Source organism: Sphingobacterium sp. G1-14 (genome assembly GCF_002196555.1).
Lineage (GTDB): Bacteria > Bacteroidota > Bacteroidia > Sphingobacteriales > Sphingobacteriaceae > Sphingobacterium > Sphingobacterium siyangense.
Genome location: NZ_CP021381.1, coordinates 788471 through 811657, shown reverse-complemented (window position 1 = coordinate 811657; position 23187 = coordinate 788471). Strand labels below are relative to the sequence as shown.

14 protein-coding genes are annotated in these 23187 nt (G+C 40.4%); 9 read left to right on the top strand and 5 right to left on the bottom strand.

Translation table 11 applies throughout. The features are described 5' to 3' along the window. Positions 1-141 precede the first annotated feature (141 nt). From CBM24_RS03485 to CBM24_RS03445, 9 genes are all read left to right on the top strand, one after another. Positions 142-1308, top strand: a complete 1167-nt coding sequence (locus tag CBM24_RS03485; RefSeq protein WP_075991033.1) for an ROK family protein — start codon at positions 142-144, stop codon at positions 1306-1308. Positions 1309-1358: 50 nt separating this feature from the next. After that, positions 1359-4583, top strand: coding sequence for a SusC/RagA family TonB-linked outer membrane protein (locus tag CBM24_RS03480; RefSeq protein WP_088160219.1), 3225 nt, complete (start codon positions 1359-1361; stop codon positions 4581-4583). A gap of 19 nt (positions 4584-4602) precedes the next feature. Continuing rightward, positions 4603-6183: a SusD/RagB family nutrient-binding outer membrane lipoprotein gene (locus CBM24_RS03475; RefSeq protein ID WP_088160218.1), complete on the top strand. Its 1581-nt coding sequence runs from the start codon at positions 4603-4605 to the stop codon at positions 6181-6183. A 437-nt stretch (positions 6184-6620) separates the two neighbouring features. Continuing rightward, entirely contained in the window at positions 6621-7784 is a 1164-nt protein-coding gene (locus CBM24_RS03470) for an ROK family protein (RefSeq protein ID WP_088160217.1), read from the top strand. 23 nt (positions 7785-7807) lie between these two features. Then, positions 7808-11134 (top strand): SusC/RagA family TonB-linked outer membrane protein, encoded by a 3327-nt coding sequence (locus tag CBM24_RS03465; protein WP_088160216.1) that lies wholly within the window; start codon positions 7808-7810, stop codon positions 11132-11134. Positions 11135-11145: 11 nt separating this feature from the next. Beyond that, complete coding sequence (locus CBM24_RS03460; protein ID WP_075991029.1) at positions 11146-12729, top strand: SusD/RagB family nutrient-binding outer membrane lipoprotein; 1584 nt, start codon at positions 11146-11148, stop codon at positions 12727-12729. Positions 12730-12803: 74 nt separating this feature from the next. After that, the gene (locus CBM24_RS03455; protein WP_088160215.1) at positions 12804-14240 is read left to right on the top strand and encodes an alpha-L-fucosidase; all 1437 of its coding nucleotides are present in this window, start codon (positions 12804-12806) and stop codon (positions 14238-14240) included. 162 nt (positions 14241-14402) lie between these two features. Beyond that, entirely contained in the window at positions 14403-15437 is a 1035-nt protein-coding gene (locus tag CBM24_RS03450; protein ID WP_220801650.1) for a sialidase family protein, read from the top strand. Positions 15438-15493: 56 nt separating this feature from the next. After that, entirely contained in the window at positions 15494-15904 is a 411-nt protein-coding gene (locus CBM24_RS03445; protein WP_145328865.1) for a hypothetical protein, read from the top strand. Here CBM24_RS03445 and CBM24_RS03440 read toward each other — a convergent pair whose 3' ends face one another. The 5 genes from CBM24_RS03440 to CBM24_RS03420 all read right to left on the bottom strand — a co-directional run bounded on the left by CBM24_RS03440 (position 15905) and on the right by CBM24_RS03420 (position 23185). Further along, on the bottom strand, positions 15905-18268 hold the full coding sequence (locus CBM24_RS03440) for a glycoside hydrolase family 3 N-terminal domain-containing protein (protein WP_198386030.1): 2364 nt from the start codon (positions 18266-18268) through the stop codon (positions 15905-15907). 411 nt (positions 18269-18679) lie between these two features. Then, entirely contained in the window at positions 18680-19174 is a 495-nt protein-coding gene (locus CBM24_RS03435; protein WP_145328867.1) for a hypothetical protein, read from the bottom strand. A 93-nt stretch (positions 19175-19267) separates the two neighbouring features. After that, a complete protein-coding gene (locus CBM24_RS03430; protein WP_088160213.1) occupies positions 19268-20116 on the bottom strand; it encodes a glycerophosphodiester phosphodiesterase family protein in 849 nt (282 codons plus the stop codon). Positions 20117-20273: 157 nt separating this feature from the next. Then, positions 20274-21467, bottom strand: a complete 1194-nt coding sequence (locus CBM24_RS03425; RefSeq protein WP_088160212.1) for a purple acid phosphatase family protein — start codon at positions 21465-21467, stop codon at positions 20274-20276. Positions 21468-21532: 65 nt separating this feature from the next. Continuing rightward, the gene (locus CBM24_RS03420) at positions 21533-23185 is read right to left on the bottom strand and encodes a SusD/RagB family nutrient-binding outer membrane lipoprotein (protein ID WP_088160211.1); all 1653 of its coding nucleotides are present in this window, start codon (positions 23183-23185) and stop codon (positions 21533-21535) included. Between the last annotated feature and the right edge of the window lie 2 nt (positions 23186-23187).

The following is a 23187-nucleotide window of genomic DNA, read 5'->3' as shown; positions in this document are numbered from 1 at the left end:
GGTATATTGTTACAGAAAAAATAAAAAAAACAAAGCGTAACGGTAACTTTTTAAAGTTTTTTAAAAAGTATTTTGATCTTATATACGATTTAACATATCTTTAACAAAAGTTTAATCAACTTTTAGAAACCACACAAACTGATGGAAAAAGAAATACTGAAAAACCTTTATTTTGATTCTGCGCTTTCTATTGCAGAGTTGGTCAAAAAACTCGCCAAGAGTACACCTTCCATCACAAAAATAATCAATCGTTTACTCGAAGAAAAGATAATTGTTGAATGTGGTTTTGCGGAATCCACTGGTGGAAGACGTCCTTTACAGTTCGCAATTAATCCAGCGCTGAATTTTTATATTTTAACGATTTCAGCCGATCAGCATTTCTCTACATTTACCATTACAGATCTCAATCAGCAAAAAGTCATCGAACACCGCGATATTCCTTTAGAATTAAAGGCTAGCAATTCTTCTGATTTACTATTGGGTGAAATTGAATCGATTTTAGAATTATCGGGAATCAATAGCAATAAAATAATTGGCATTGGTCTTAGCATACCAGGATTTGTAAACTCCGAGTTGGGTGTCAATGAATCTTATCCCCATAATCATCCGCTATATCGCATAAAAGATAGCATAGAAGCAAAATATCAGCTATCTACTGTCATAGAAAACGATTCCAGATGTATCGCTATAGCAGAGAAAGAGTTTGGGGCGGCTAAGGGTATTGATCATTCGCTGATTATCAACCTAAATTGGGGTGTAGGGTTGGGTATTATTATTAATGGCTCCGTTTTTAAAGGAGAGTCTGGTTTTGCGGGAGAATTTAGCCATATCCCACTTTCGGATGACAACACCTTATGTTCTTGCGGAAAAAGAGGGTGCCTTGAAGTGGAAGCGTCGTTGGATGCTGCCATTCGAAGCACGGAAGCTGATATCCAAAATAACGAATATTCAATTTACAGCACCTTCGTAAAAAGCAATCTCAACAAAATAGATGCTTTAATTGAAGCGTCGAATGTAGGCGATCAAATTGCGATCAATAATTTAGGAAAAATAGGTTACATGCTGGGTAAAGGCATATCAACACTCATCCATATTCTTAATCCAAAACAAATTATTGTCAGCGGAAGAGGTGCAGAATTAGGAAGGATTTTGAATCCGCAAATACAAATTGCCATCAATGAATTTTGTATCCCCGAGATTGCAAAAACAACGAATATCCAGATGTCAGCTTTAAACAAACACGCACAAATCAAAGGCACTGCAGCAATTGTCGTCGAAAACCATATCAATAAAATTTTAATTCAATAAATAACCACACTAATCATTTACTTATTGTAATTCATACTAATCATTAAAAAATGAGTCTATTTTACAAAAAAGCAACAGGTATAGCATTGTGTACGCTATTTAGCGCCACCTCGCTTTACGCACAACAAACCATTACTGGTACAGTAACAGACGCGAAAGGTCCTGTTTCAGGAGCGACAGTTTCTGTTAAGGGTACTGCCAAAGGAACCCAAACAAATGCAAGCGGAGCTTTTACGATTCAAGCCGCTCCGGGAGAAGTATTACGTGTTTCTATTGTCGGTTACCACACGCAAGAAATTACGGTTACTTCCGTTAAATCGATTAAAGTCTCCTTAACTGAGGACGCTTCAGCTTTAGATGAAGTTGTTGTAACTGCGATGGGTATCAAGCGCGAATCTAAGGCGCTAGGATATGCAGTTAGCAATATCAAAGCAGAAGAAATTACCAAAGCGGGTAACACCAACTTTGGATCAGCACTATACGGTAAAGCCCCAGGTGTGAAAATTACCACCGCTCCGGGTGGTTCTGCCAGTGCGGTTAACGTTCAAATCCGTGGTATCAATTCATTAAACTATCAACGCCAACCCCTCTATGTTGTCGATGGTATCATCATCCGTAACGATCAACAAGGTGGTGCGACTGGTGCAAACAATAATAATTATTGGGACGATCAACGTATTAGAGGTAATGGTATGCTGGACATCAACCCAGCTGATATCGACAATATTTCCATCTTAAAAGGTGCCGCAGCCAGTGCATTATACGGCTCGGACGCTGCAAGTGGGGTAATTGTTATTACAACAAAGAAAGGCACAAAAGGTAGAGGTCTAGGAATTGACTTCAACTATAATGGATCAATCGAAAGAGCAGCCTTTTTACCGAAGTTCCAAAATATTTATGGACCTGGCTACGATGCCGCGACAAACATCGCTAACGGCGCATCTGCCGAAGGTTGGTTTACAGATGCTAATTCTCCATCAGGAAGAAGACCATACTATAGATCCTACGGAAGTTTTGGTCCAAAATTCACTGGCGAAGATGTTATGTGGTGGGACGGACAGGTACGTCAATACAAAGCACGTGAAAACAACTACTACGACGTATTTGACAAAGGCTACAATTCCAATATTAACGTCGGTATCTCAAACCAAACAGAGAAAATTAACTACCGTTTGAGTGCGACCAGAATGGACTATAAAAGTACAAGCCCTGGTAGTAAACAGAACAGAAATACCTTCAATCTCAATAGCACGCTAAAACTTAGCGACAAATTGTCGACCGATATCGTCGCTAACTTTATCAATACCAACACCCATAACAGAACCTATCTGTTGGGTCAGGTACTTGGAAGTTTTGACGGATTTTTCAGCAGAACAGAAGATATGTCTGCAATGAAAAATGCGTATCAAACCACTGATGGTTACAAATATTCCAAATTTGGAACAGGACGTCCTGAAGACTTCAAATACACGATGCGGGCTTCCAACCTCTTAGATTATTTTTGGAATCAATACAAAAACAGTTATGATGAGACCGAAAATAGGATTTTGACAAGTGCCACATTAAACTGGGATGTTGTAAATCACCTGAAACTCCGCGGAAGAATCGGCAATGACTTAACTTCTGCAACGAGCATCAACAAACAATACAACGAATACGCAACAGCTTACAATTCAACTACCAGCAGTTCCGGAGGATTTGCTACTTCAAAAGGAGTCTATTCAATTCTGTATGGTGATGTAATGGCAACCTATAGCAACAAAATCAATGCTGATTTCGACTATTCAGCGAGCGTAGGTTTCCAATCGAGATCAGAACGTTATGATGATCAATCTTCAAGTACAGCAGGTGGTCTTGTCACAGAAAATTGGTTTAGCTTAAGCAACAGTTACGCGCAGGCAACAACTTCAAATAGCAGAAAGGAAATGCTAAAATATGCCTACTTCGGTTCCTTGAATATTGGCTATAAAGGATTTGCTTACTTAGACGGTACTTATCGTTCTGAATACTCTTCTACACTACCTTCATCGAACAATAATTATCGCTATGGCTCCGTTAGTGGTAGCTTTATTTTCAGCGATGCTTTCGATATCAAGTCGGATAAGTTCTCCTACGGTAAACTTCGCGCTTCCTACGGTATTGTTGGTAATGATGCCGCAATCTACGAAGCAAATATCGCTTACAACCAGAATCCATTATTGACAATAAATGGAGCTGTTCCATCATTGACCTACAGAAACAATTATGGAAATCTCAATCTACGTCCTGAGCGTAAATATGAGGTTGAGGTAGGTATGGAATTGAAGTTTCTAAAAAATAGATTAGGATTAGATGTTAGTTACTATAACAATTATATCGATGATCAGATCTTAGGACTTACAACACCAGCCTCTACAGGGGCAACTTCCCAAATTTTGAATATCGGAAAAATTGCCAATAACGGTTTGGAGCTTTCCATCAACGGTACGCCAATTCAAAATGAAAACTTTACCTGGAATTCTAGACTGAACTATTCATTTAATAAGTCGACTGTTAAAACCCTAGCACCAGGTGTTGAAGAATTGGTATTCTACTCTGCCGATGAAAACTCTTTGAAGATTACCGCAAAAGAGGGTGAGAAATTAGGAAATATTTACGTTTATGACATTGCAAAAGATCAAAACGGCAATAACTTGATTTCGGACGATGGACTTTATGTAATCGACAAAACCAAGTACAAATATGCTGGCAACATTATGCCAAAAGCGATCGGGGGCTGGACCAATACATTTACCTATAAAAACTTTATGTTAGACTTTACTGCTGATTATCGTTTTGGAGGTAAAATGGTATCCGAAAACCTCAAATACGGCATGAGTGCGGGTCTATATGAAAACACCTTACCATACCGCGAAAATGGGGTGACTTTGCAAGGGGTTAACGCCAATACAGGAAAAGCAAACGATGTGCATTTGAGTGCTGCAGAGTACTACATGAACACTTTCGGATGGGGTGCAGATTCTTGGACTGAAAAAGGTGCTGTATACGACAACAACTTTATCAAATTAAGAGAATTGTCTGTTGGTTACCGTATTCCGGACAGCTTCACCAAAAGACTTAAAATTAACAATTTAAAGGTTTCTTTGTTGGGCAGGAATCTATTCTACTTCTACCGCACATTGAAAAATCTTGATCCTGAAGCTCCAGTAGGAAACAAATGGTGGGCACAAGGTGTAGACGTTGGTTCATCTGCTGCTACCCGAAGTTTCGGTTTTTCATTGAATGCTAATTTTTAATTTTTTACCCACGAGAATCATGAAAAAAACTTTTCTTTCTATATTAACTTTGGTTTCGGCCCTATCGACGATGGTCGGCTGTAAATCACAACTTGACGACAAGTTTCAAAACCCAGATGCATCGACAAAAGCAAATATTCCGGCGTTCTTTGCCGAAATGCTAAATAATGATCGTGTAAGACCAGCTTATTACCACTACCGTACATTTATCCTGTCCAATCAGGCAGTATATACGCAGACAGCGTCTTTTTATCCGTCAAATACCATGTATCAGCCGAACGATAGCTACTCTTATGCATATTGGACGGATTTTTATGCCCCTGGTGTACTAGGTATTACAAGAAGCATGGAAAAAGCATATGCTGAACTTCCTGAAGCGGAGAAAGCAAGTAAAGAGATCTTTATCCAGACTGGCAAAATTGTTTTGTTTGACGAAGCATCTAAACTTGTTGACAACTTTGGAGATATCCCTTTCAGTGAAGCCGGTAGTCTACCAACAACAAGTACGATTATTAAGCCAAAGTTTGATGCGCAAAAAGAATTATACAATCAGTTCATCAGCGAATTGAAAAATATCAACACGTACTTATCAACAGCAACTACCAATCCTGATTTTTCAAAATACGATATCTTAAATAGCGGTAATGTTGCAAAATGGCGTAGGTATGCCAATTCACTTCGCCTGCGTCTATTGATGCGTATTTCTTTTGTTGATGAGGCAAAAGCAAGAACTGAAGTACTCGAAATGCTAAATAACCCCACACAATATCCATTGGCAGATGGTGGCGCAACGGCAAACTACAACCCTAGAAATGAAGACATCTTATTGCAGCCTCTAACCAACTATACAGGAACGTTGAGACAGGCCTTGATTGAAGGTCCCAATCAATTCGCAACAGATCATATGTTGAACAAAGTAATGTTGCCAGCGAAAGATCCACGTATCCCTGTACTTTATGACAAATTTGGAAAAACAGTAAACGGTAAGTTCGTTCAGAACAAAGAGTATAGAGCAATGCCAATTACCTTTACTTCGGCGGATATGGAGAAGAATTATCAAGACTACGCTGTGTTGGATTCGGCAACTATCTTCGACAACAATGCTTTGCCAGGAATTGTCATTACTGCTTCTGAAACCAATTTCAATAAAGCTGAAGCGCTATTAAGATGGGGAGCAAGTAATGCGGCTAAAGATGCTTATGATGTCGCTGTTAAACAATCCGTTTCTTTCTATTATTATTTAAATAATTTAAATACTTCAGGACTGAAAACAGAGAAAAAACCTACAGATGACGTCATCAATGACTTTGTAGACAAGTCGACTATCAGCTTCTCAACAACTCAAGCAAAGAACCTAGAATTAATATGGACTCAAAAATGGCTACATTATGGTTTCTTACAGGCACAACAAGCTTGGGCTGAATTGAGACGTACAGGATATCCAGTATTGACATACCCTGTGGCTGGATTGGCTAATTACGCAAATCCTCCTAAACGTTTACTGTATCCTACCCAAGAGATTTCAAATAATAGTGCTAATTACGATGCTGTTAAAGCAAACGATACAAGAACAACTAAAATCTTCTGGGACGTCAAATAGCTGATCGTTTCTTAGATTGTTTACAAAAGGGCAAGTTAGCCTATATTTAAAAAGAGCTCGGTTTTATACCGAGCTTTTTTTATATGCTAGTTTAAAATGCCCTTGGAGATCATAAAACCAAAATCCGCCATAAATCTCACTTAAATTATCGCGATTTCGTTACAATCGAAATTAAGCATTCCTTCTTCAGAAAAAAAAAGAGCGTTCTTTTGATTAAAAACACATCATCTTTAAATTCTTTTTAAAAATTTTAAAAAGAATTTTGAACTTAACACAAAGTGTTCTTATCTTTAATATACAATGCTTATTAGAAGTTAAACATATTGATCTTCTTTAAGCAAGTAACTATGAAAGACCAAGTCGACAAGAAATGTTGTTGTCGGCCATTATTAAACTTAGATAAACCAATATTTATATTAATACAATTGAACTAAATTATGGGCGGCGAAATTTTGAGAATTTTGTATTATAGACCGATGCAACCGATTGCAGATATAGCAAACTCTTTATCGAAAAGCATCCCCTCTGTCACTAAACAGATCAATGATCTCTTGACAAGAAATGTCATTGTCGAGAAAGGCTACGCTGCTTCCACAGGTGGCAGAAAAGCCATACAATACATGCTTAATGAAAATTTACAGCAAAGTATTATCAGCGTATCGATCGATCAATTCTATACGTCCATATCCTCTTCAAATCTTAAGGCTCAAATCATCTCGTCGCAGAACAATATTCCGATAGACCTCAGAGATAAAAATGCGACGGATTCCATTCTTGAAGCTTTAGACAGTTTCATCATTTCAAATGAAATTAATATTAACCAAGTCATCGGTATTGGAATAAGCATGCCGGGATTTGTTGATTCAGAAACGGGCCTCAATGAATCATATAATGAAGATTCACCCTTATATAACATTCGAAAACTATTTGAGCAAAAATTTAGGGTTCCGGCCATTATTGACAATGACTCGCGTTGCATTGCCTTAGCTGAACGAAAATTTGGTGAAGCTAAAGATTCATCTCATTCACTCGTGATCAATCTAAATTGGGGAGTAGGCTTAGGAATACTCATCAATGACGATATCTTCAAAGGAACCTCGGGTTATGCCGGTGAATTTAGCCATATTCCTCTTTCGGACACACTTACATTATGTTCATGTGGCAAAAGAGGATGTCTTGAAGTCGAAGCTTCCATTAGCGCAGCCATTCGAAATACAGAGCGAGATATAAAAAACGGAGAATATTCTATTTATGATAAGCTAGCCAATGAACATATCAATAAAATTGACGCATTAATTGAAGCTGTCCAAATCGGAGATCAAGTAGCGATCAACAATATCGGGAAAGTAGGCTACTTGCTTGGCAAGGGAATCTCAACATTAATACACATTCTAAATCCTGATAAAATAATCATCAGTGGCCGTGGTGCAGAAATCGGGGATATTCTGGCACCTCATATCCAAGTCGCGGTTAATGAATATAGCATTCCGAAGATTTCAAGAAAAACAACTTTAGCCATTTCCACTTTGCACAAAAGAGCACAACAAATCGGAACAACAGCCTTAGTCATCGAAAAATATATCACGAATATAATTAACTAACGTTTTACACAAACACCTAAAACATGAGTCTATTTTACAAAAAAACTGCAGGATTGGCGTTATGTACACTTTTCAGTGCGACATCGCTTTATGCGCAGCAAAGCATTTCTGGAATAGTTTCAGATGCTAATGGACCAGTCTCTGGCGCAACAGTTTCCGTTAAGGGAACAACTAGGGGTACACAAACAGGGGCCAATGGGTCTTTTACAATTCAAGCTTCCCAAGGTGAAGTCTTACGTGTATCCATTGTCGGATACAAGTCCCAAGAAATAGTCGTTGGTTCCTCAAAGACGATTAACATCAAATTAACAGAAGATGCTTCCAACCTGGAAGAGGTTGTTGTTACTGCCATGGGCATTAAAAGAGCTCCAAAGGAACTTGGTTATGCCATGAGTACAGTCGATTCTAAAGAATTAACAAAAACTGGTTCTCCAAACTTTGCGGGGGCATTGTATGGTAAAGCACCTGGAGTTCGTATTTCAGCAGCACCTGGAGGAGCAACATCGGGTATTAACATCAATATCCGTGGTACTAACTCAATCACAGGAAACTCACAGCCATTGGTTATTATCGATGGGGTACCAATGCGACAATCAAGCTTTAACAATTCGGATTATTGGGGCGACCAACGTGCCCGCGGAAATGGTTTAGAAGATCTCAACCCGGAAGATATTGAGAACATCAGCATTCTAAAAGGTGCTTCTGCCGCAGCTTTGTATGGATCAGAAGCAATGAACGGGGTAGTATTGGTAACGACAAAATCAGGGAAAGGTGGAAAGGGTTTTTCTATAGATTTTAATGCCACCTACACGCATGATAAAATTGCTTATCTACCAAGATTTCAAGATGTCAGAGGCCCTGGTTATACAAAAGCCTATCAGAATGATGGACAGGCTGATGATATGTTTTTCTATTATGATAATAGCCGAGCTATCAACGGCGTAACGCGTGGCGTACTTCCGGCTACTGTAAACTTTGGACCTAAATTTGACGGTAAAGACATTATTTCTTGGGACGGTGTTGTACGTCCATATTCAGCTCAAAATTCGTACAACAAACTATTCAACAACCCAAATAATACTTCATTCAATTTAGCCCTTGGTCATACTACTGAAAATTCAAATACAAGATTCTCGGTCACACGTCAGGATAATCAGATGACCGCACTCGAATCTTCAAACAAGAAGAATATTGCCAATTTAAATTCCTCGTTCAAACTTTGGGATAAATTAACAACAGACGTGGTAGTTAATTATGTGAACCAACATACACATAATAGACCATTCCTTACGGATCGTTTAATCAATAACTTCACCGGGATGATTTCAACATTTGACAATCCGGAGTGGTATCTAAACAAATATAAAACAAGCTTAGGCTATAAATATGTTACGGGCACAGACCAAAGCTTAACACAATCAGAAAATTTAATCTATAATGGCTATAAAACAGACGTATTGGATTTTATCTGGAACTCAAAAGCAAGACAATATGATGAATATTCCAATCGCGTTCTAGGATCAGTAACAAATACCTGGCAAGTAACAAGTGATTTCTCTTTAAGAGCACGTTTCTCGGCAGATATGACCTCACTTCGCACCGAGGATAAGCAGCCAAATGAGAAACCACTAGCTTATGAAAACACAGGGTATTTTGGTTTAGGTCAACAAAATGCAAACATCTATTATGCAGACTTTTTGGCTTCATATAGCAAACAGATCAATCAGGACATCAAAGTTGGTGCTATGCTCGGTTATACCGCAACCAAAAGTCAGGATACCTATGTACAACGGGAAACTGCGGGAGGACTAAGCGTAAGAAATTGGTATGATATCAACGCTTCGGTAAATACTATTGGTGGAAATTCAAAATACAATTACCGCAGAAATCAATTGAGAGATGCGTTGTTTGGAACCTTAAACTTTAACTATAAAAATTACTGGTTTCTTGAAGGAACATTGAGAAGAGAAATTATCTCAACGATGCACCCGGACGACAATGTTACTTACTATCCTTCTGTAAACTCAAGTTTGATATTATCCGAAGCATTCCATTTACCTGAAATATTCAGTTATGCTAAATTAAGAGGATCATTTGGTATCGTGGGTAACTATCCTAGGATCTATCAAAGCCCACTAAGTTATACACAGAACACCATGGGAGTACAGACTCAAGGAGGTCAAGCTGTAATTTACACCAACGTGCCAACGAGTGCCTTTGGAAATGAGAAAATTAAATCGGAACGAAAAAAAGAATATGAATTTGGTTTGGAAACACGATTATTAAATAATCGTTTGGGCTTCGACATCACGTACTATAATGGCTTGATCCAGGACCAAATTCTAGATTATACCCTGCCAATTTCTATGGGATCGAGTTCAATCGTTGCAAATGTGGGAACTTTACGCAACAAAGGATGGGAATTTGCAATCACAGGTACTCCAATACAGCATGAGAATTTTAAATGGAATACAGTATTAAACTTCTCAATGAATAAAAATATCGTAGAAGAGTTGCCAGGTGGCGTTTCTGAACTTTTGCATAAAGATTATGATGGTGCAGCGGCACAATTAGTATCAAAAGTAGGCCAACCTATGGGCGATATCATGGTACATCCAGTAGCAACTGATGCAAATGGCAATAAAATTGTCCAAGATAACGGCTTATACCAAGTGGATGCCAATTCTTGGATCAAAGCAGGAAATGCAATGCCTAAAGCTGTTGGTGGTTTAACAAATACATTCACGTATAAAAATTTCACCTTGGATGCCTTACTTGATTTTCGCTGGGGTGGTCATGTCATGCCTACCGGTATAAACTGGATGATCAGTAGAGGCCTCTTAGAGGAAAGTTTAAACAACATGGATACAGAACATGGTGGGCTTAGCTACTATATCGCCAATGGAAAAGGGATCGCAACAACCGGAAGTACAGGTCCAAATGGAGAGACTGTTTATCATGATGGGATGTTGATGTCTGGAGTTAAAGCTGACGGATCGCAAAACGACAATATTATTTCACAGGCCGTTTATTACAACAACACATACAATTGGGGCGGACCACAATATTCTAACTCACGTTACGAACTATATGTACAAAAGAATAATTATATCAAGATGCGCGAGCTTTCAATAGCTTATCGTCTACCAAAATCAGTTGCACAGAAATTAAGAGCTAAAAACCTTCAAATCTCTGCATTTGGACGTAATTTATTCTTTATCTACAGAAGTATAAAGGATCTAGATCCTGAACAAATGACTGGTGGGTCAAATTGGGTTGATCAAGTTTCCAATGCAGGAACAAGTCCGGCAACAAGAACATATGGTTTAATGCTACGTGCTAGCTTCTAATTATTAAAGACATGAAAAAATATATATTATATATGGGGCTGTGCGCAGCCACATTAGCTTTCACAAATTCTTGCAGTAAGAGTTCATTTGATGAAAACTACCGTGACCCAGGAAAAGTAACCGAGACAACCGTTGAAAAACAGTTTGCAGGTATGATTTACAGTTACAGACAATTAATTGTCCCTGAATATAGAAATTTATTTGTTACGCTTAGACCAACCATATTTAGATATTTACATATCACAGGCTGGATTAATGAGACAAACCAGTTATTGCCAGGAGCCGCTGCTATCGAGGACCGTTGGTCAAGATTTTACGAGGGACTTGCACAATATAGAGAGCTAGAAACAATCTACAACAAATCAGATGAAATAGCTAAGAAAGAAAGTAGAATCTACTATCTAACTGCTAAAGTTCTATTTTACGATGAAACACAGCAAACGGTCGATCTACATGGGGCCATTCCATGGTCTAAAGCTGGTATGCTGAGTACGAACAATAGTGATTATCAAAATTCGTATCCGGCCTATGACCAACCAGAAGACATCTATGCGGCCATCATGACTGACTTAAAAAGTATAAGCGCTGAATTGAATTCAATTACATTAAGTAGTGCTACGGCCAACAAATTCAAGACGCAAGATATAATCAATAATGGTGATATCGCAATGTGGAAAAAATATTGTAACTCACTTAGGCTAAGAATACTAACACGAGTTTCAGCGAGCTCAAAATTTGCCACACAAGCAAATCAGGAAATTGCAGAAATTGTTAATAATCAAACTACTAATCCACTGATTTTAACGAACGCTGAAAACGCCCAACTGGATATTTATAACCTGGACGATAACAGTATCCAAACTAAAAATATCAAAGATGCCTTCGAAGCTAGTGGTTGGTATGCAAACTTAGCTAGTAAGCGGATGATCGACAACATGCTTGAAAAAGTAGATCCAAGATTACCTTTTATGTTTGAGCCTGGTGCAAAAGCTGCTGGCAAATACATAGGTTTAGATCAAAGCAAAGTAAGTGCAGATCAGAATGCCTTGGCAATAGGTGGAACTTTAGCCATCTATAATCGATCTACATACTCAAGAAATCAATATTTCCCAGGTATATTGTTTTCAGCGACAGAAACAAATTTACTGTTGGCAGAATACTACAATAAAGCAGGAAATGCATCGTCCGCGAAAACAGCATTTGAAAACAGTATTAAAGAATCTATTGATTTATATCGCATTATTAGAAGCAGATCCAACGACAATACAGTTGTTGCACCCGCTGCTCCAACTACTGAAGCGATCAATACCTATATCAATAATGTTAACTGGGCAGGCGCATCTAATAAACTTGAACTAATTGCAACGCAAAAATGGATACATTTTAATGTTTTGCAAACTGTACAAGCTTGGTCTGAGCAACGTCGTTTGGATCTGCCTAAGTTTGATTTTGTTGTTCAAAACGCTGACATTCAAAAGACAGTACCAGTAAAATTTAACTTACCTCCTTCAGAAAGCGTGTATAATTCAGCAAATTATAATGCTGTAAAAGCGCAAGACAACGTCAACACCAAACTTTTCTGGGACGTTAATTAAGGCATACACTACATCTATCTATAAGAAGGCCACCTAAGGTGGCCTTCTTTTTATCATTTTCACTATCTTTATCCATGCAAAAACTAAAAACCATTATATCCACTGCGCTGATCGCTTCAAGCGCAACACTAGCGTTTGGCCAGGCACATAACGTATCTAATGGCTACCAAAAACCGACAGATCCCTTAGTAATTGAAAATCTCGAACAATGGCAAGATATGAAGTTTGGTCTTTTCATGCACTGGGGTACCTATAGTCAATGGGGAATCGTTGAAAGCTGGAGTATCTGTCCTGAAGATGAAGGCTGGACCCAACGCAATCCCGAACATGGTAAAACTTATTTTGAATACCTCAAGAACTACGAAAATCTACAGACCACCTTTAATCCTACGGATTTCAATCCACAAAAATGGGCCGATGCCGCAAAAGCTGCCGGCATGAAATATGTCGTCTTTACAACAAAACATCACGATGGATTTGCCATGTTCGATACCAAAGAATCGGATTATAAAATTACATCCTCCAAAACACCATTTTCGACAAACCCAAAGGCAAATGTGACCAAAGAAATCTTCAATACCTTCCGTAATGACGGTTTTAAAATTGGGGCTTATTTCTCCAAACCGGACTGGCACTCCGATTACTACTGGTGGTCATACTTTCCGCCAAAAGACAGAAATGTCAATTATGACCCTAAAAAATACCCGGACCGTTGGCAAAAATTCAAAGATTTCACCTACAATCAAATCAACGAACTGACCTCAGCATATGGCAAAGTCGATATCCTCTGGTTGGATGGTGGCCAGGTGCGCCCCTTAGAAACCGTTGACAAATCTGTTGACTGGCAGCAGACAATCAAAATGGATCAGAATATTGACATGGACCGCATTGGTGGCATGGCAAGAAAAAATCAACCTGGCATTATCGTTGTCGACCGTACAGTACCTGGAAACTGGGAAAATTATGTTACACCCGAACAAGCGATTCCTGAACATCCTTTGGATATTCCATGGGAAAGTTGCATCACCATGGGTAATTCGTTCAGCTATGTGCCCAACGACCAATACAAACCGACCAAAAAGATTGTTGAAACATTGGTAAAAATTATTTCTCGCGGTGGAAACTACCTATTGAACATAGCCCCTGGCCCAAAAGGAGATTATGACCAGGCAGCATACGATCGCTTGAACGAACTGGCATCCTGGATGAAAATCAATCAAACTGCAGTGTTTGCAACACGTACGATTGCTCCATATCACCAAGGTGACTATTACTACACTAGAAGCAAAGACAGTAAAGTGGTCAATGTATTCCATCTTTCTGAAGGCGATACTTACCAGCAGCCAAATGAATACGTCTTTCAAGTACCTGATAATTTTAGCGTAAAGAAAATCGCTATTTTGGGTCATAAAGGTAAATTAGACTGGTCTCAACGTGGTAACCAAATTACCTTGAGAAGCCCTAGTACACGATTTAGCTATGCTACTGCAATTCAATTGCAAAGCAAATAATATAAAATTCCGTTGGATGATATCCAACGGAATTTTATCATTTAACAAGGTCATTTGTTTACCGATCACCGCCTGAACATCTCAATATTCCCAAAGCCTCTGCTCAGGAATAAGAAAATAAGTCATCAACAAACTATGGGGTTTTTAGAACCTTAAATTCCAATGAAAAAAATCAACCTATTTCCACTATTTATCCTTCTTTTTCTATCCTCGTGTGCAACGTATAAACCTCAGATCCTGGTATCAGAGCAAATTTTTAAAACAGGCCAGGTTCCATTCCAACAATGCCATGCTTCCACGATTCAAGTCATCGGAAAAGACAGTTTATTGGCAGCCTGGTTTGGTGGTACACATGAATCTAACCCCGATGTTGTCATATGGAGTTCACTGTATAGCCATGGACAATGGCAGCGTCCTGTACAGATTGCAGACGGTATCCTTGGTGACAACCGCTTTCCAACATGGAATCCTGTCTTCTATCAATACCCGCACAGTGACACCCTATCTTTGTATTATAAAATAGGGCCCAATCCCAGAGAATGGAAAGGCTATGTCAAACATTCACTGGATAAAGGAACGACCTGGTCTGCAGCGCAGCAGTTGCCTGAAGGTATTTTGGGGCCCATCAAGAATAAACCGCTCACCTTGACAAACGGACTGCTTCTCTCCCCTTCCAGCACGGAGTCCAAAGAAGAAATCTGGAAAGCACACCTGGAAATCAGCCGCGATCATGGCCGCTCCTGGTCCGTCAGCGCAATACGCCCCGATACCAGTATCCAGGTTATTCAGCCAAGTGTGATCCAACATACAGATGGACGCATTCAGGTGCTCTGTCGAAGTAAAGAAAATAAAGTGATGGCAGCATTCTCAGCAGATGAAGGCCTTACCTGGGGCCCCTGGCAAGCCACAAACCTGCTCAATCCCAATTCTGCCACAGACGCCATCCGTTTAAATAATGGTTTATTTATGATCGTCTTCAATCCGGCCATCGCTGGCAACGACTGGTGGGAAGGACGCACAAAACTGCATGTTGCCATATCAAAGGATGGCTTACAGTGGAAAGATGTCCTAACCCTTGAAGATGGGGTAAAGAACGATGAGTATTCTTATCCGACAATTATTCAGGACACAAACGGTCTTATCCACATCACCTATACCTGGAATAGGAAAAGTATCAAGCATATTGTGCTCAAATAAGAATGATAGTTGTAACAAAAATGGCAGTAACTTCGTTGTATGCTAAAAACCAAGTTATGAGATCAATATCAAAATTATTAACATTATTAGCATATATTGTATCCGTAGGTTGCTCAAAGGAAACTGCTAATCACAACCTCTATCTCGAGGGAACCTATTCAGGAAAATTTATAGTCAGCTATAAAAATCAGGACCAAACTTTCACTGGAGACGTAACTGTACGGTTTAAAGCGGACAGTTTCTTTTGTACAGCAAACAAAAATAGATTTCCTGCAGGTGGCTCAGGAACATATGAGATTAATGGCGACCAAATTATTTTCAAAGATAAAAATGTATGGACCGCCGACTTCGATTGGGCTTTAATATTGAACCACAATTACACCTATTTAGTGAATGGAAACGATCTAACTTTAACAAAAGCTCCCCATCAACATAATAGCTATATCTATAAATTAACGAAGGATTAATTAATAATCCTTCGTTAATTCCAATTCTCCCTTCAACCGGATATCATCGGAAGATGCGCCGACCAAAAGTTTAAACCTGCCTTTTTCCGTCTTCCATTCGTTACCTGCATTCCAAAGTTTGAGGTCCTCCTTGGTCAATTGAAAAGAATAACGTTCTTTCTTTCCTGCGGCAATGTTTTTACGCTCAAACCGCTTCAACTGCATAACAGGTGTCACCACCGAACTTACTTCATCCACAACATACAACTGAGCGACTTCATCGCCCGCCAATTTGCCCTGGTTTACCACGTCGAACGACAGTGTACATACAAAATCATTGCCATTATCCTTCAGCGAGACCTGTAAATTGGAGTAATCAAAACTGCTGTAGCTCAAGCCATACCCAAAAGCATACAATGGTTTGGCCGACATTTCCACATAATCGTGATGTTTAGGTTTTGTATGGTTGTAATGTACAGGAAGCTGGCCGACCGAACGAGGTACCGAAATCGGTAATCTTCCAGCCGGATTATAGTCACCGAACAATACATCGGCAATAGCCAGGCCTCCCTCCTGTCCCGGATACCAGGCATTCACGATCGCAGGCACATGTTCAGCTGCCCAATTTAAGTTCAATGGTCTCCCCATAATCGTAACAAGTACAACTGGTTTTCCCGTCGCCTGTATCGCTTTCAGCAACTTGATCTGATCGCCCATCATATCCAAAGAAACGCGATCAAATCCTTCTCCGCTCTCCATATCACTTACCGTATTGGGATCCACATTGGCTGCTCCAGTTGCTTGATACGACGTTTTAAAATCACGTGCACTCGAACCACCCAGGACTAAAACCACCGCATCGGCCTGCTTTGCAGCTGCGACGGCGGCAGCGATATCGGAATTGCTTGTATCACGGATTGCACAACCTTTCACATAATCGACCCTGGTACTGTTACCAACTGCCGCCCGTATTCCGGTCAAGAGGGTCTGAACTTTCCCCTCAGCTTGTGGAGCAGTATAATCGCCCAGCTGATTATAGGCGTTGTCGGCATTCGGTCCTATAACGGCTATTCGTTTCAACGATTTACTTAAGGGTAAGATATGCTGATCGTTTTTAAGCAAAACAATCGACTCGCGGGCCACCTGTCTTGCTACCGTTTTATTTTGTGCCGTAGCGACTTTTTGCGCTACCAACTTTTCATCCACATAGGGATGATCAAAAAGCCCCAAATTGAACTTCATTCGCAGTACACGGGCCACTGCTGTATCAAGAACAGCAGGTTCAACGAGCCCCTGTTGGACAGCCTTAAGCAGATTTGAACCATAACCAGTCCCGCTTAGATCAACATCCAATCCGGCATGTATACTTTGTGAAGCCGCTTCTTCTGCAGTCGCTGCTGTTGCATGCCCTCCATTGAGCCCTGATATACTTAATAGATCAGATACAACAAACCCCGTAAATCCCCAGTCTTTACGTAGAATGTCTTTTAGCAACCAGGGGTTGGCAGAACAAGGAATGCCATCAATACTATTATATGCTGTCATTACCGACCCAGCTCCCGATTTTACAGCACGCTCAAAAGGCGGCAGAAAATACTGTCTCAGGCTTCGTTCTCCAACCGATACGGACTCACCATTGTGACCGCCATCTGGAGCGGCATAGGCTACAAAATGCTTTAAAGTTCCTATTATTTTATCGCGCTCACCTAGCTTCTCACCCTGAAAACCACGGATCATTGCAGTTCCCATCTGACCGATCAGATAGGGATCCTCCCCATAGGTCTCTTCAGTGCGCGACCAACGTGGATCTCGTGCCAAATCTAATACAGGACCATAGCCGTTTTTACCACCCACAGCATAAGTCTCCATGGCGATTGTTGATGCCATATCCTGAATCAACTGTGGGTTCCATGTACTCGCCTGTCCGATCGCGGTAGGGAACACTGTTGCACCAATCGCCATATGTCCATGTGGCGCCTCCTCAGACAACAACAATGGAATCCCTAGTCGAGTACTATCCACCATATAACGTTGGATCGCATTTGTAGCGCGCGCAGCTTCCACAGGGCTCAGGCCATTCAGTAAGGTTTTCTGTGTCCAAGGATCTGCACGTAAGGTTGCCCATAACAATCCGATATGCTGTTCTTTTACTGCCTTTCGCAATTTATTGCTGATTGTAACCTGCTTTCCGTTTTTGCTATACATTTCCCAGCCCAGCAATTTGCTCAATTGCCCGACTTTCTCTTCCACAGTCATTCTTCCCAATAGATCACTTACCCGTTTTTCAATTGGTAATGTACTATTCTTATAGGGCAATTGCTGGGCTTGAAGTTGTGGGCAGAGCAATGTCGCCATTGCCGCCATAAGTAATATACGGACTTTCATAAGTGGATTATTATTTATCTAGTTTTCTTCATTAATCGGATCCGGTTTTATTATTTCACATTATCTATGCAACCGGTTTCCAAACCACTAAATTAACGATTTAGCCTAAATAATCAAGTTAAATTTTGATTCCTAATTCTTTTAATAATCATAGGGCGGCAGCATCGGTTTGAACAGCGTTCATCTAAACAACCTAACACAGGGTTTACTTTATGTATTGAAGTAGAGGAGAGCAAATGGCAAATATCCACGAAATTCATTCTAGCACGTTGGGCAACAACAAAACAGTTAGACAAAGAAAAAACTAATGTGAAAGATTCAATTGCAATTTCATCAAAACAGAATTGAACAAAAAAATAAAGACAGCAAGCCGTCTTTATTTTGAATGTTAAAGGAAATATACTACTTATCTTATTTTGTTGCAGCCGTTCGCTTACCTTGAAAATAGTATTCAATTGGAGCTGCGTATGCTAGAGGATTATTATTGCGCGAAATTAATATGAGCTGATCACCATCAAGCTGTACCTCATAACTTTGGTATGGGCTACTGTCGGCAAACTTGATACTTTTCTTCTCTTTATCATAGGCAAATGCGCGATGCTGTCCTTCAGCAAAAATCAAACTTTCAAATGTCAACTTATCATCCCCACATAGTTCTTTACCACGATTGACAGTGAACTTATTCGCTGATTCAGCAAATGTAAATGTATACACATTATCCTTTTCACAATCTTTCGGTTTGTGCTTCAATTGCTCGTTTGTCGTCCCTTTCGCAGACACGATGGGGCTCCATTCAAAACTTTCCAGCTGTTTTTGAACATCCATAGGTACAGTCATTTCATTTTCCTTACTACAGCTCGTCAGTAAAAAGAGGATTGCAAAACTCCCTGTAAATAATTTATTCATTACGGTTTCCATTAGTTATATCTTGAGAACGATCGTTCTAACAATATCGCTACAATAAAATCAAGCATTTTTAACTAAACAGATAAAAATAGACTAAGATCCGGAAAGCACTTCGCGCCACAAATTAGGATGATCTGTTTGAATAAGACGTACAAAAGGATATTTCTCCAAAAAAGATCGATAAGCTTTCTTTCCCTCCTGTTCTGCTTTGTCGTCATATTCCCCCAAACTATTCATCCAAAAATAAATGCCCTGTTGGCGCAATGCATTAAGTTTTCCGGTATCAGTAAATGATCCATCAAGATGGACAATTGAGGTTAATTTCATCTTTAGTATGACCTCTAGATCTTTCATGCTGCGTGCCCTCGGAAAAAGTGTGATCGCTGGATTGAGTTTGTAAATCTTGAGCATGTCTTTATAATCATAGAGAAAAAATAGTACCTGGTCTTCCATCCCCTCCTGTTCAACAAGCGCATAGGTTTTCTTAATAAACTCTTTGCGATCTTCTTTAAAATCGAGATCAACAAGGATTTTTCCCTTTGCAACGCGCAAAGCTTCCGATAGCGTTGGTATAACATGATCCGAGCCTTCACCATTAGCCTTTTTGCGTAAGTGAAGCTGTTGAAGCTCGGCATAGGTTTGTTTGGCGACCTCTCCTTGCCCGGTTGTCGTCCGATTGACTGTTTTATCGTGCATCAGTACAAGTACACCATCTTTGGTGGCCCGCACATCGACCTCTACCACGGAAGCTCCCTGCCGAATGGCCTCTTCGATAGCAGCAATTGAGTTTTCAGGTTGCTCCAGATGAGCTCCCCGGTGTGCGGCAATGTGTAAACTTTTTTGCTCTAACTTTTTTATTAAATCGATCGACTGAGCATATAAGTGGGTTGTAGAACTTACTATTATACCCAACAGAATAGTAGAAAATAAAATCTTTTTCATTGCTGTATAGTTATTTTTTTGCAATCTTTTTTTGTTATACCTTAGAAACCGGCGATCTCGCTGCAGTTACATCTCAATCGCGTCATGGAGTGAATCCCGCAACTATATTGACGGAAAGTAATCCGGTTTGAATGGATTACCTTCCGTCTATGTCGTTCTACTTTTTCGACAACTCGAATGAATCAAACAACTGCCCATTCAGCTTATAGCTCGAAAAATACAGTTTATTTTCGGTCAGCTTGATCACCTGATATAATTGCGTCTGTGACGTTGCAACTTCCATCCAGCGTTCAGAATCAGATTCATACATCTTAGGCCCCGCTACAGACAGGAGATAGACAGGTCGCTTTTTACCCAGCCCGCCACGAGCGTAGGTATGATCGTGGCCCTGAAGGACCAAATCGACACCATATTTCTCGAAAATAGGTTTGAAACGTTCTCTCAAGATGGTATTGTCACGATTTTTTGCCGTAGAGTATACGGGATGGTGCATGACAACAATATTCCATTTTTTTTGTGATGAAGACAACACTTTCTCCAACCACTTTTCCTGTATCGCTGCTGCAGTAGAGTCGAGCATAATCAATTGAGAATTTAGGGAAATCATACGTAGATCCTGATAATCGAGGTAGTAAACAGCATCTTGCATACCCTCAGGGCCATTCCTTGGCAAGTTGAACTGTACTTTCCAATGCGGGTCAAGTACAAGCTTCCCAAGCGAGTCGCGACGGTACTCGTGATTACCCGGTGTTGGAACAGCAGGGATCATCTGATGAATAAATCCTGCGGCCTCATGCCATTCTGCCCACTCCTCGTCTGCATTCGAACGATTGATCAGATCGCCCGCGTGAACAATAAAGCGTGCATTCGCTTCCTGCTGGAAAGCACGCCGAATGGCACGTGCCCAGCGTGAACGTAAGTCGTTCTGTGCATCACCCAAATAGATAAATGAAAACGCGCCTGAACGCTCCGCAGTCCTAAATTGGTTCCAGGCACTCCAATTGCTGCCATCTCCAACGCGATAGGCATAAACTGTACCGGGTTTCAGGTCACGGAAGGTTACCTGTCCATAAGCATCCTCTTGCTGTCCTCGCTCGAGCGGTAGCGCTGTTCCATTTATTGTAATCGCGTTTTTTTCAAGTTCTGGATTGCTCTGTTCTTCAGCAATCTGACCAATTATTTTGGTCCTATCCGCATTGATCCGCCAAGAAACAGACTGCGTACTGCTGGGCTCATCGGACCAGGTCAACGTAATCCGATCAGGTTGTTTGTCTTTATTATACGTCTGGCTTTTCCCTTCCAATAAAGTGCAGCACAGTACTACAGCAAGAAGAATATGTTTGATTTTCATTGTGATATTGATTTTATAAGCGATTTGATTACTCTATTTAATAACTTTTAATTGATGATTACGAACTACCAGGGTTTGTTTGTTCCTTGCAATAACCAAGGTTTTGACCAAGCGCTATTTTCATTATCCGCTTGTGAATAAGCGGTCTTTTCAATACGTTTCAAGGCCTCCTCGGCATTTTTTTGATTCACACTCATTTCGGTTTGCATATAAGGTACGCGAACAGGAAGCTGTGTCCGGATGGCTGCGGGACCGGCCTTTAAAGCGGGGTACCCTGTGCGACGATAATCAAACCAGGACTGTGCGGCAGTTGACCAACTGGCGATCCATTTTTGTTCAATGATCTGCACTTGCGTATTTTCAAACGCCACACCTTTCTGACGGATATAGTTGGAATAGTCTGCGCCCTTTCCCCAGCTTGCCAACGATTCCTGTATAGCACGCTCATAATAGGTCTTGGCTGACTCAGGCAGCCCCCATCCTTTCCAGGCTGCTTCAGCCAAAATAAAATTAACTTCGGCAGCAGAAAGCAAGCGTGCTTTTAACAAACTTCCCTTCGCCGAACGATAGCTATCATTCAGGTAAGAAACATGCGGATTGATCGAGGTTTGCCCCGGTGTTGGATTGAGGTTGTAGGCTGAAGGGTTTTTAGATACACTTGGCGGCAGTCCAACATACTCTTTATCGGTATCCACGGGAACACCTTTGACGACATCTGGCGATACAATCCGAACACCATTAACGATCTTATCTGTACCTACGGGCTCGTTGCTGCGGATCTCAATGGGTATGTCTACCTTTCTTGCCCAAACCGCCAAACGAGGGTCGCCAAGTTCCTGTAGCCGGTCGACCAGTGTTGCACACATTTTCATTCGTCTAAAATTACTTCCACTGGCATCATACACTGTATTTGACGGCCAGGAGTCATTTGCATTATTTCCAACAAAATCCATCAATACATCATCAGTAGTACTCGTAATAATTGGAAATTTATCGGGATTGGCAACAATACTTTCAATCCCCTGTTTGGCAAAGTCAGCAGACTTTGCTGAAATGCGCATATAATACCGTAATGCCAAAGAATTGGCAAAACGACGCCATTTGGAAGCCTTTCCGCCAAAGTAAACATCCGCATTCGCCAGCACCTCATAAGAACCATCGGGGCGGGATAGAAGTTCATTGGCTTGTTTCAACTCGTCGATAATTCCCTTATAGATTATTTCCTGACTATCGTATTTCGGAAAATTATATACAGCATCTCCCAGTTCCGCTTTTAAGGCATCGGTATAAGGAGCGTCTCCCCAGAGATCAGTCACCAATCCGAATAAGTAAGCGCGCATCACCAGCGAAACTCCCTTATGGAAATCTAGCCCCAATTTCTCCGCACGTTTACGCATAAGCTCATTGTCACGTAGAAAACCATAATAGGCATCCCAACTCAGAATCCCTCCTGTCCATTCGTAGTCATTATGTGAATTGAACCATGCATCAAATTGGGTGTGCTGCATAACTCCGCCAAGATCTGAGAAACTCAATTCGTTGTATTTTTTCGCTGTTCCTGTCAATATCGTCGGCAATAACAGATTGGGATTGGCGTCTTCCTCACTTACACCGTTCGGATTGATATTAAGTTCAGTCAGATCTTTACAAGCTGAAATATTCCATACCATCCCAAGGCCTACTACAGCCATGGTGAATCTCTTCAACTGATTTTTCATTT

Excerpts from the sequence above, each read along its gene's own strand:
- CBM24_RS03465 (WP_088160216.1), top strand. The coding sequence starts at position 7,808 with ATGAGTCTATTTTACAAAAAAACTGCAGGATTGGCGTTATGTACACTT.
- CBM24_RS03475 (WP_088160218.1), top strand. The coding sequence starts at position 4,603 with ATGAAAAAAACTTTTCTTTCTATATTAACTTTGGTTTCGGCCCTATCG.
- CBM24_RS03485 (WP_075991033.1), top strand. The coding sequence starts at position 142 with ATGGAAAAAGAAATACTGAAAAACCTTTATTTTGATTCTGCGCTTTCT.
- CBM24_RS03445 (WP_145328865.1), top strand. The coding sequence starts at position 15,494 with ATGAGATCAATATCAAAATTATTAACATTATTAGCATATATTGTATCC.
- CBM24_RS03460 (WP_075991029.1), top strand. The coding sequence starts at position 11,146 with ATGAAAAAATATATATTATATATGGGGCTGTGCGCAGCCACATTAGCT.
- CBM24_RS03480 (WP_088160219.1), top strand. The coding sequence starts at position 1,359 with ATGAGTCTATTTTACAAAAAAGCAACAGGTATAGCATTGTGTACGCTA.
- CBM24_RS03440 (WP_198386030.1), bottom strand. The coding sequence starts at position 18,268 with ATGAAAGTCCGTATATTACTTATGGCGGCAATGGCGACATTGCTCTGC.
- CBM24_RS03420 (WP_088160211.1), bottom strand. The coding sequence starts at position 23,185 with ATGAAAAATCAGTTGAAGAGATTCACCATGGCTGTAGTAGGCCTTGGG.
- CBM24_RS03455 (WP_088160215.1), top strand. The coding sequence starts at position 12,804 with ATGCAAAAACTAAAAACCATTATATCCACTGCGCTGATCGCTTCAAGC.
- CBM24_RS03435 (WP_145328867.1), bottom strand. The coding sequence starts at position 19,174 with ATGAATAAATTATTTACAGGGAGTTTTGCAATCCTCTTTTTACTGACG.
- CBM24_RS03430 (WP_088160213.1), bottom strand. The coding sequence starts at position 20,116 with ATGAAAAAGATTTTATTTTCTACTATTCTGTTGGGTATAATAGTAAGT.
- CBM24_RS03470 (WP_088160217.1), top strand. The coding sequence starts at position 6,621 with ATGGGCGGCGAAATTTTGAGAATTTTGTATTATAGACCGATGCAACCG.
- CBM24_RS03450 (WP_220801650.1), top strand. The coding sequence starts at position 14,403 with ATGAAAAAAATCAACCTATTTCCACTATTTATCCTTCTTTTTCTATCC.
- CBM24_RS03425 (WP_088160212.1), bottom strand. The coding sequence starts at position 21,467 with ATGAAAATCAAACATATTCTTCTTGCTGTAGTACTGTGCTGCACTTTA.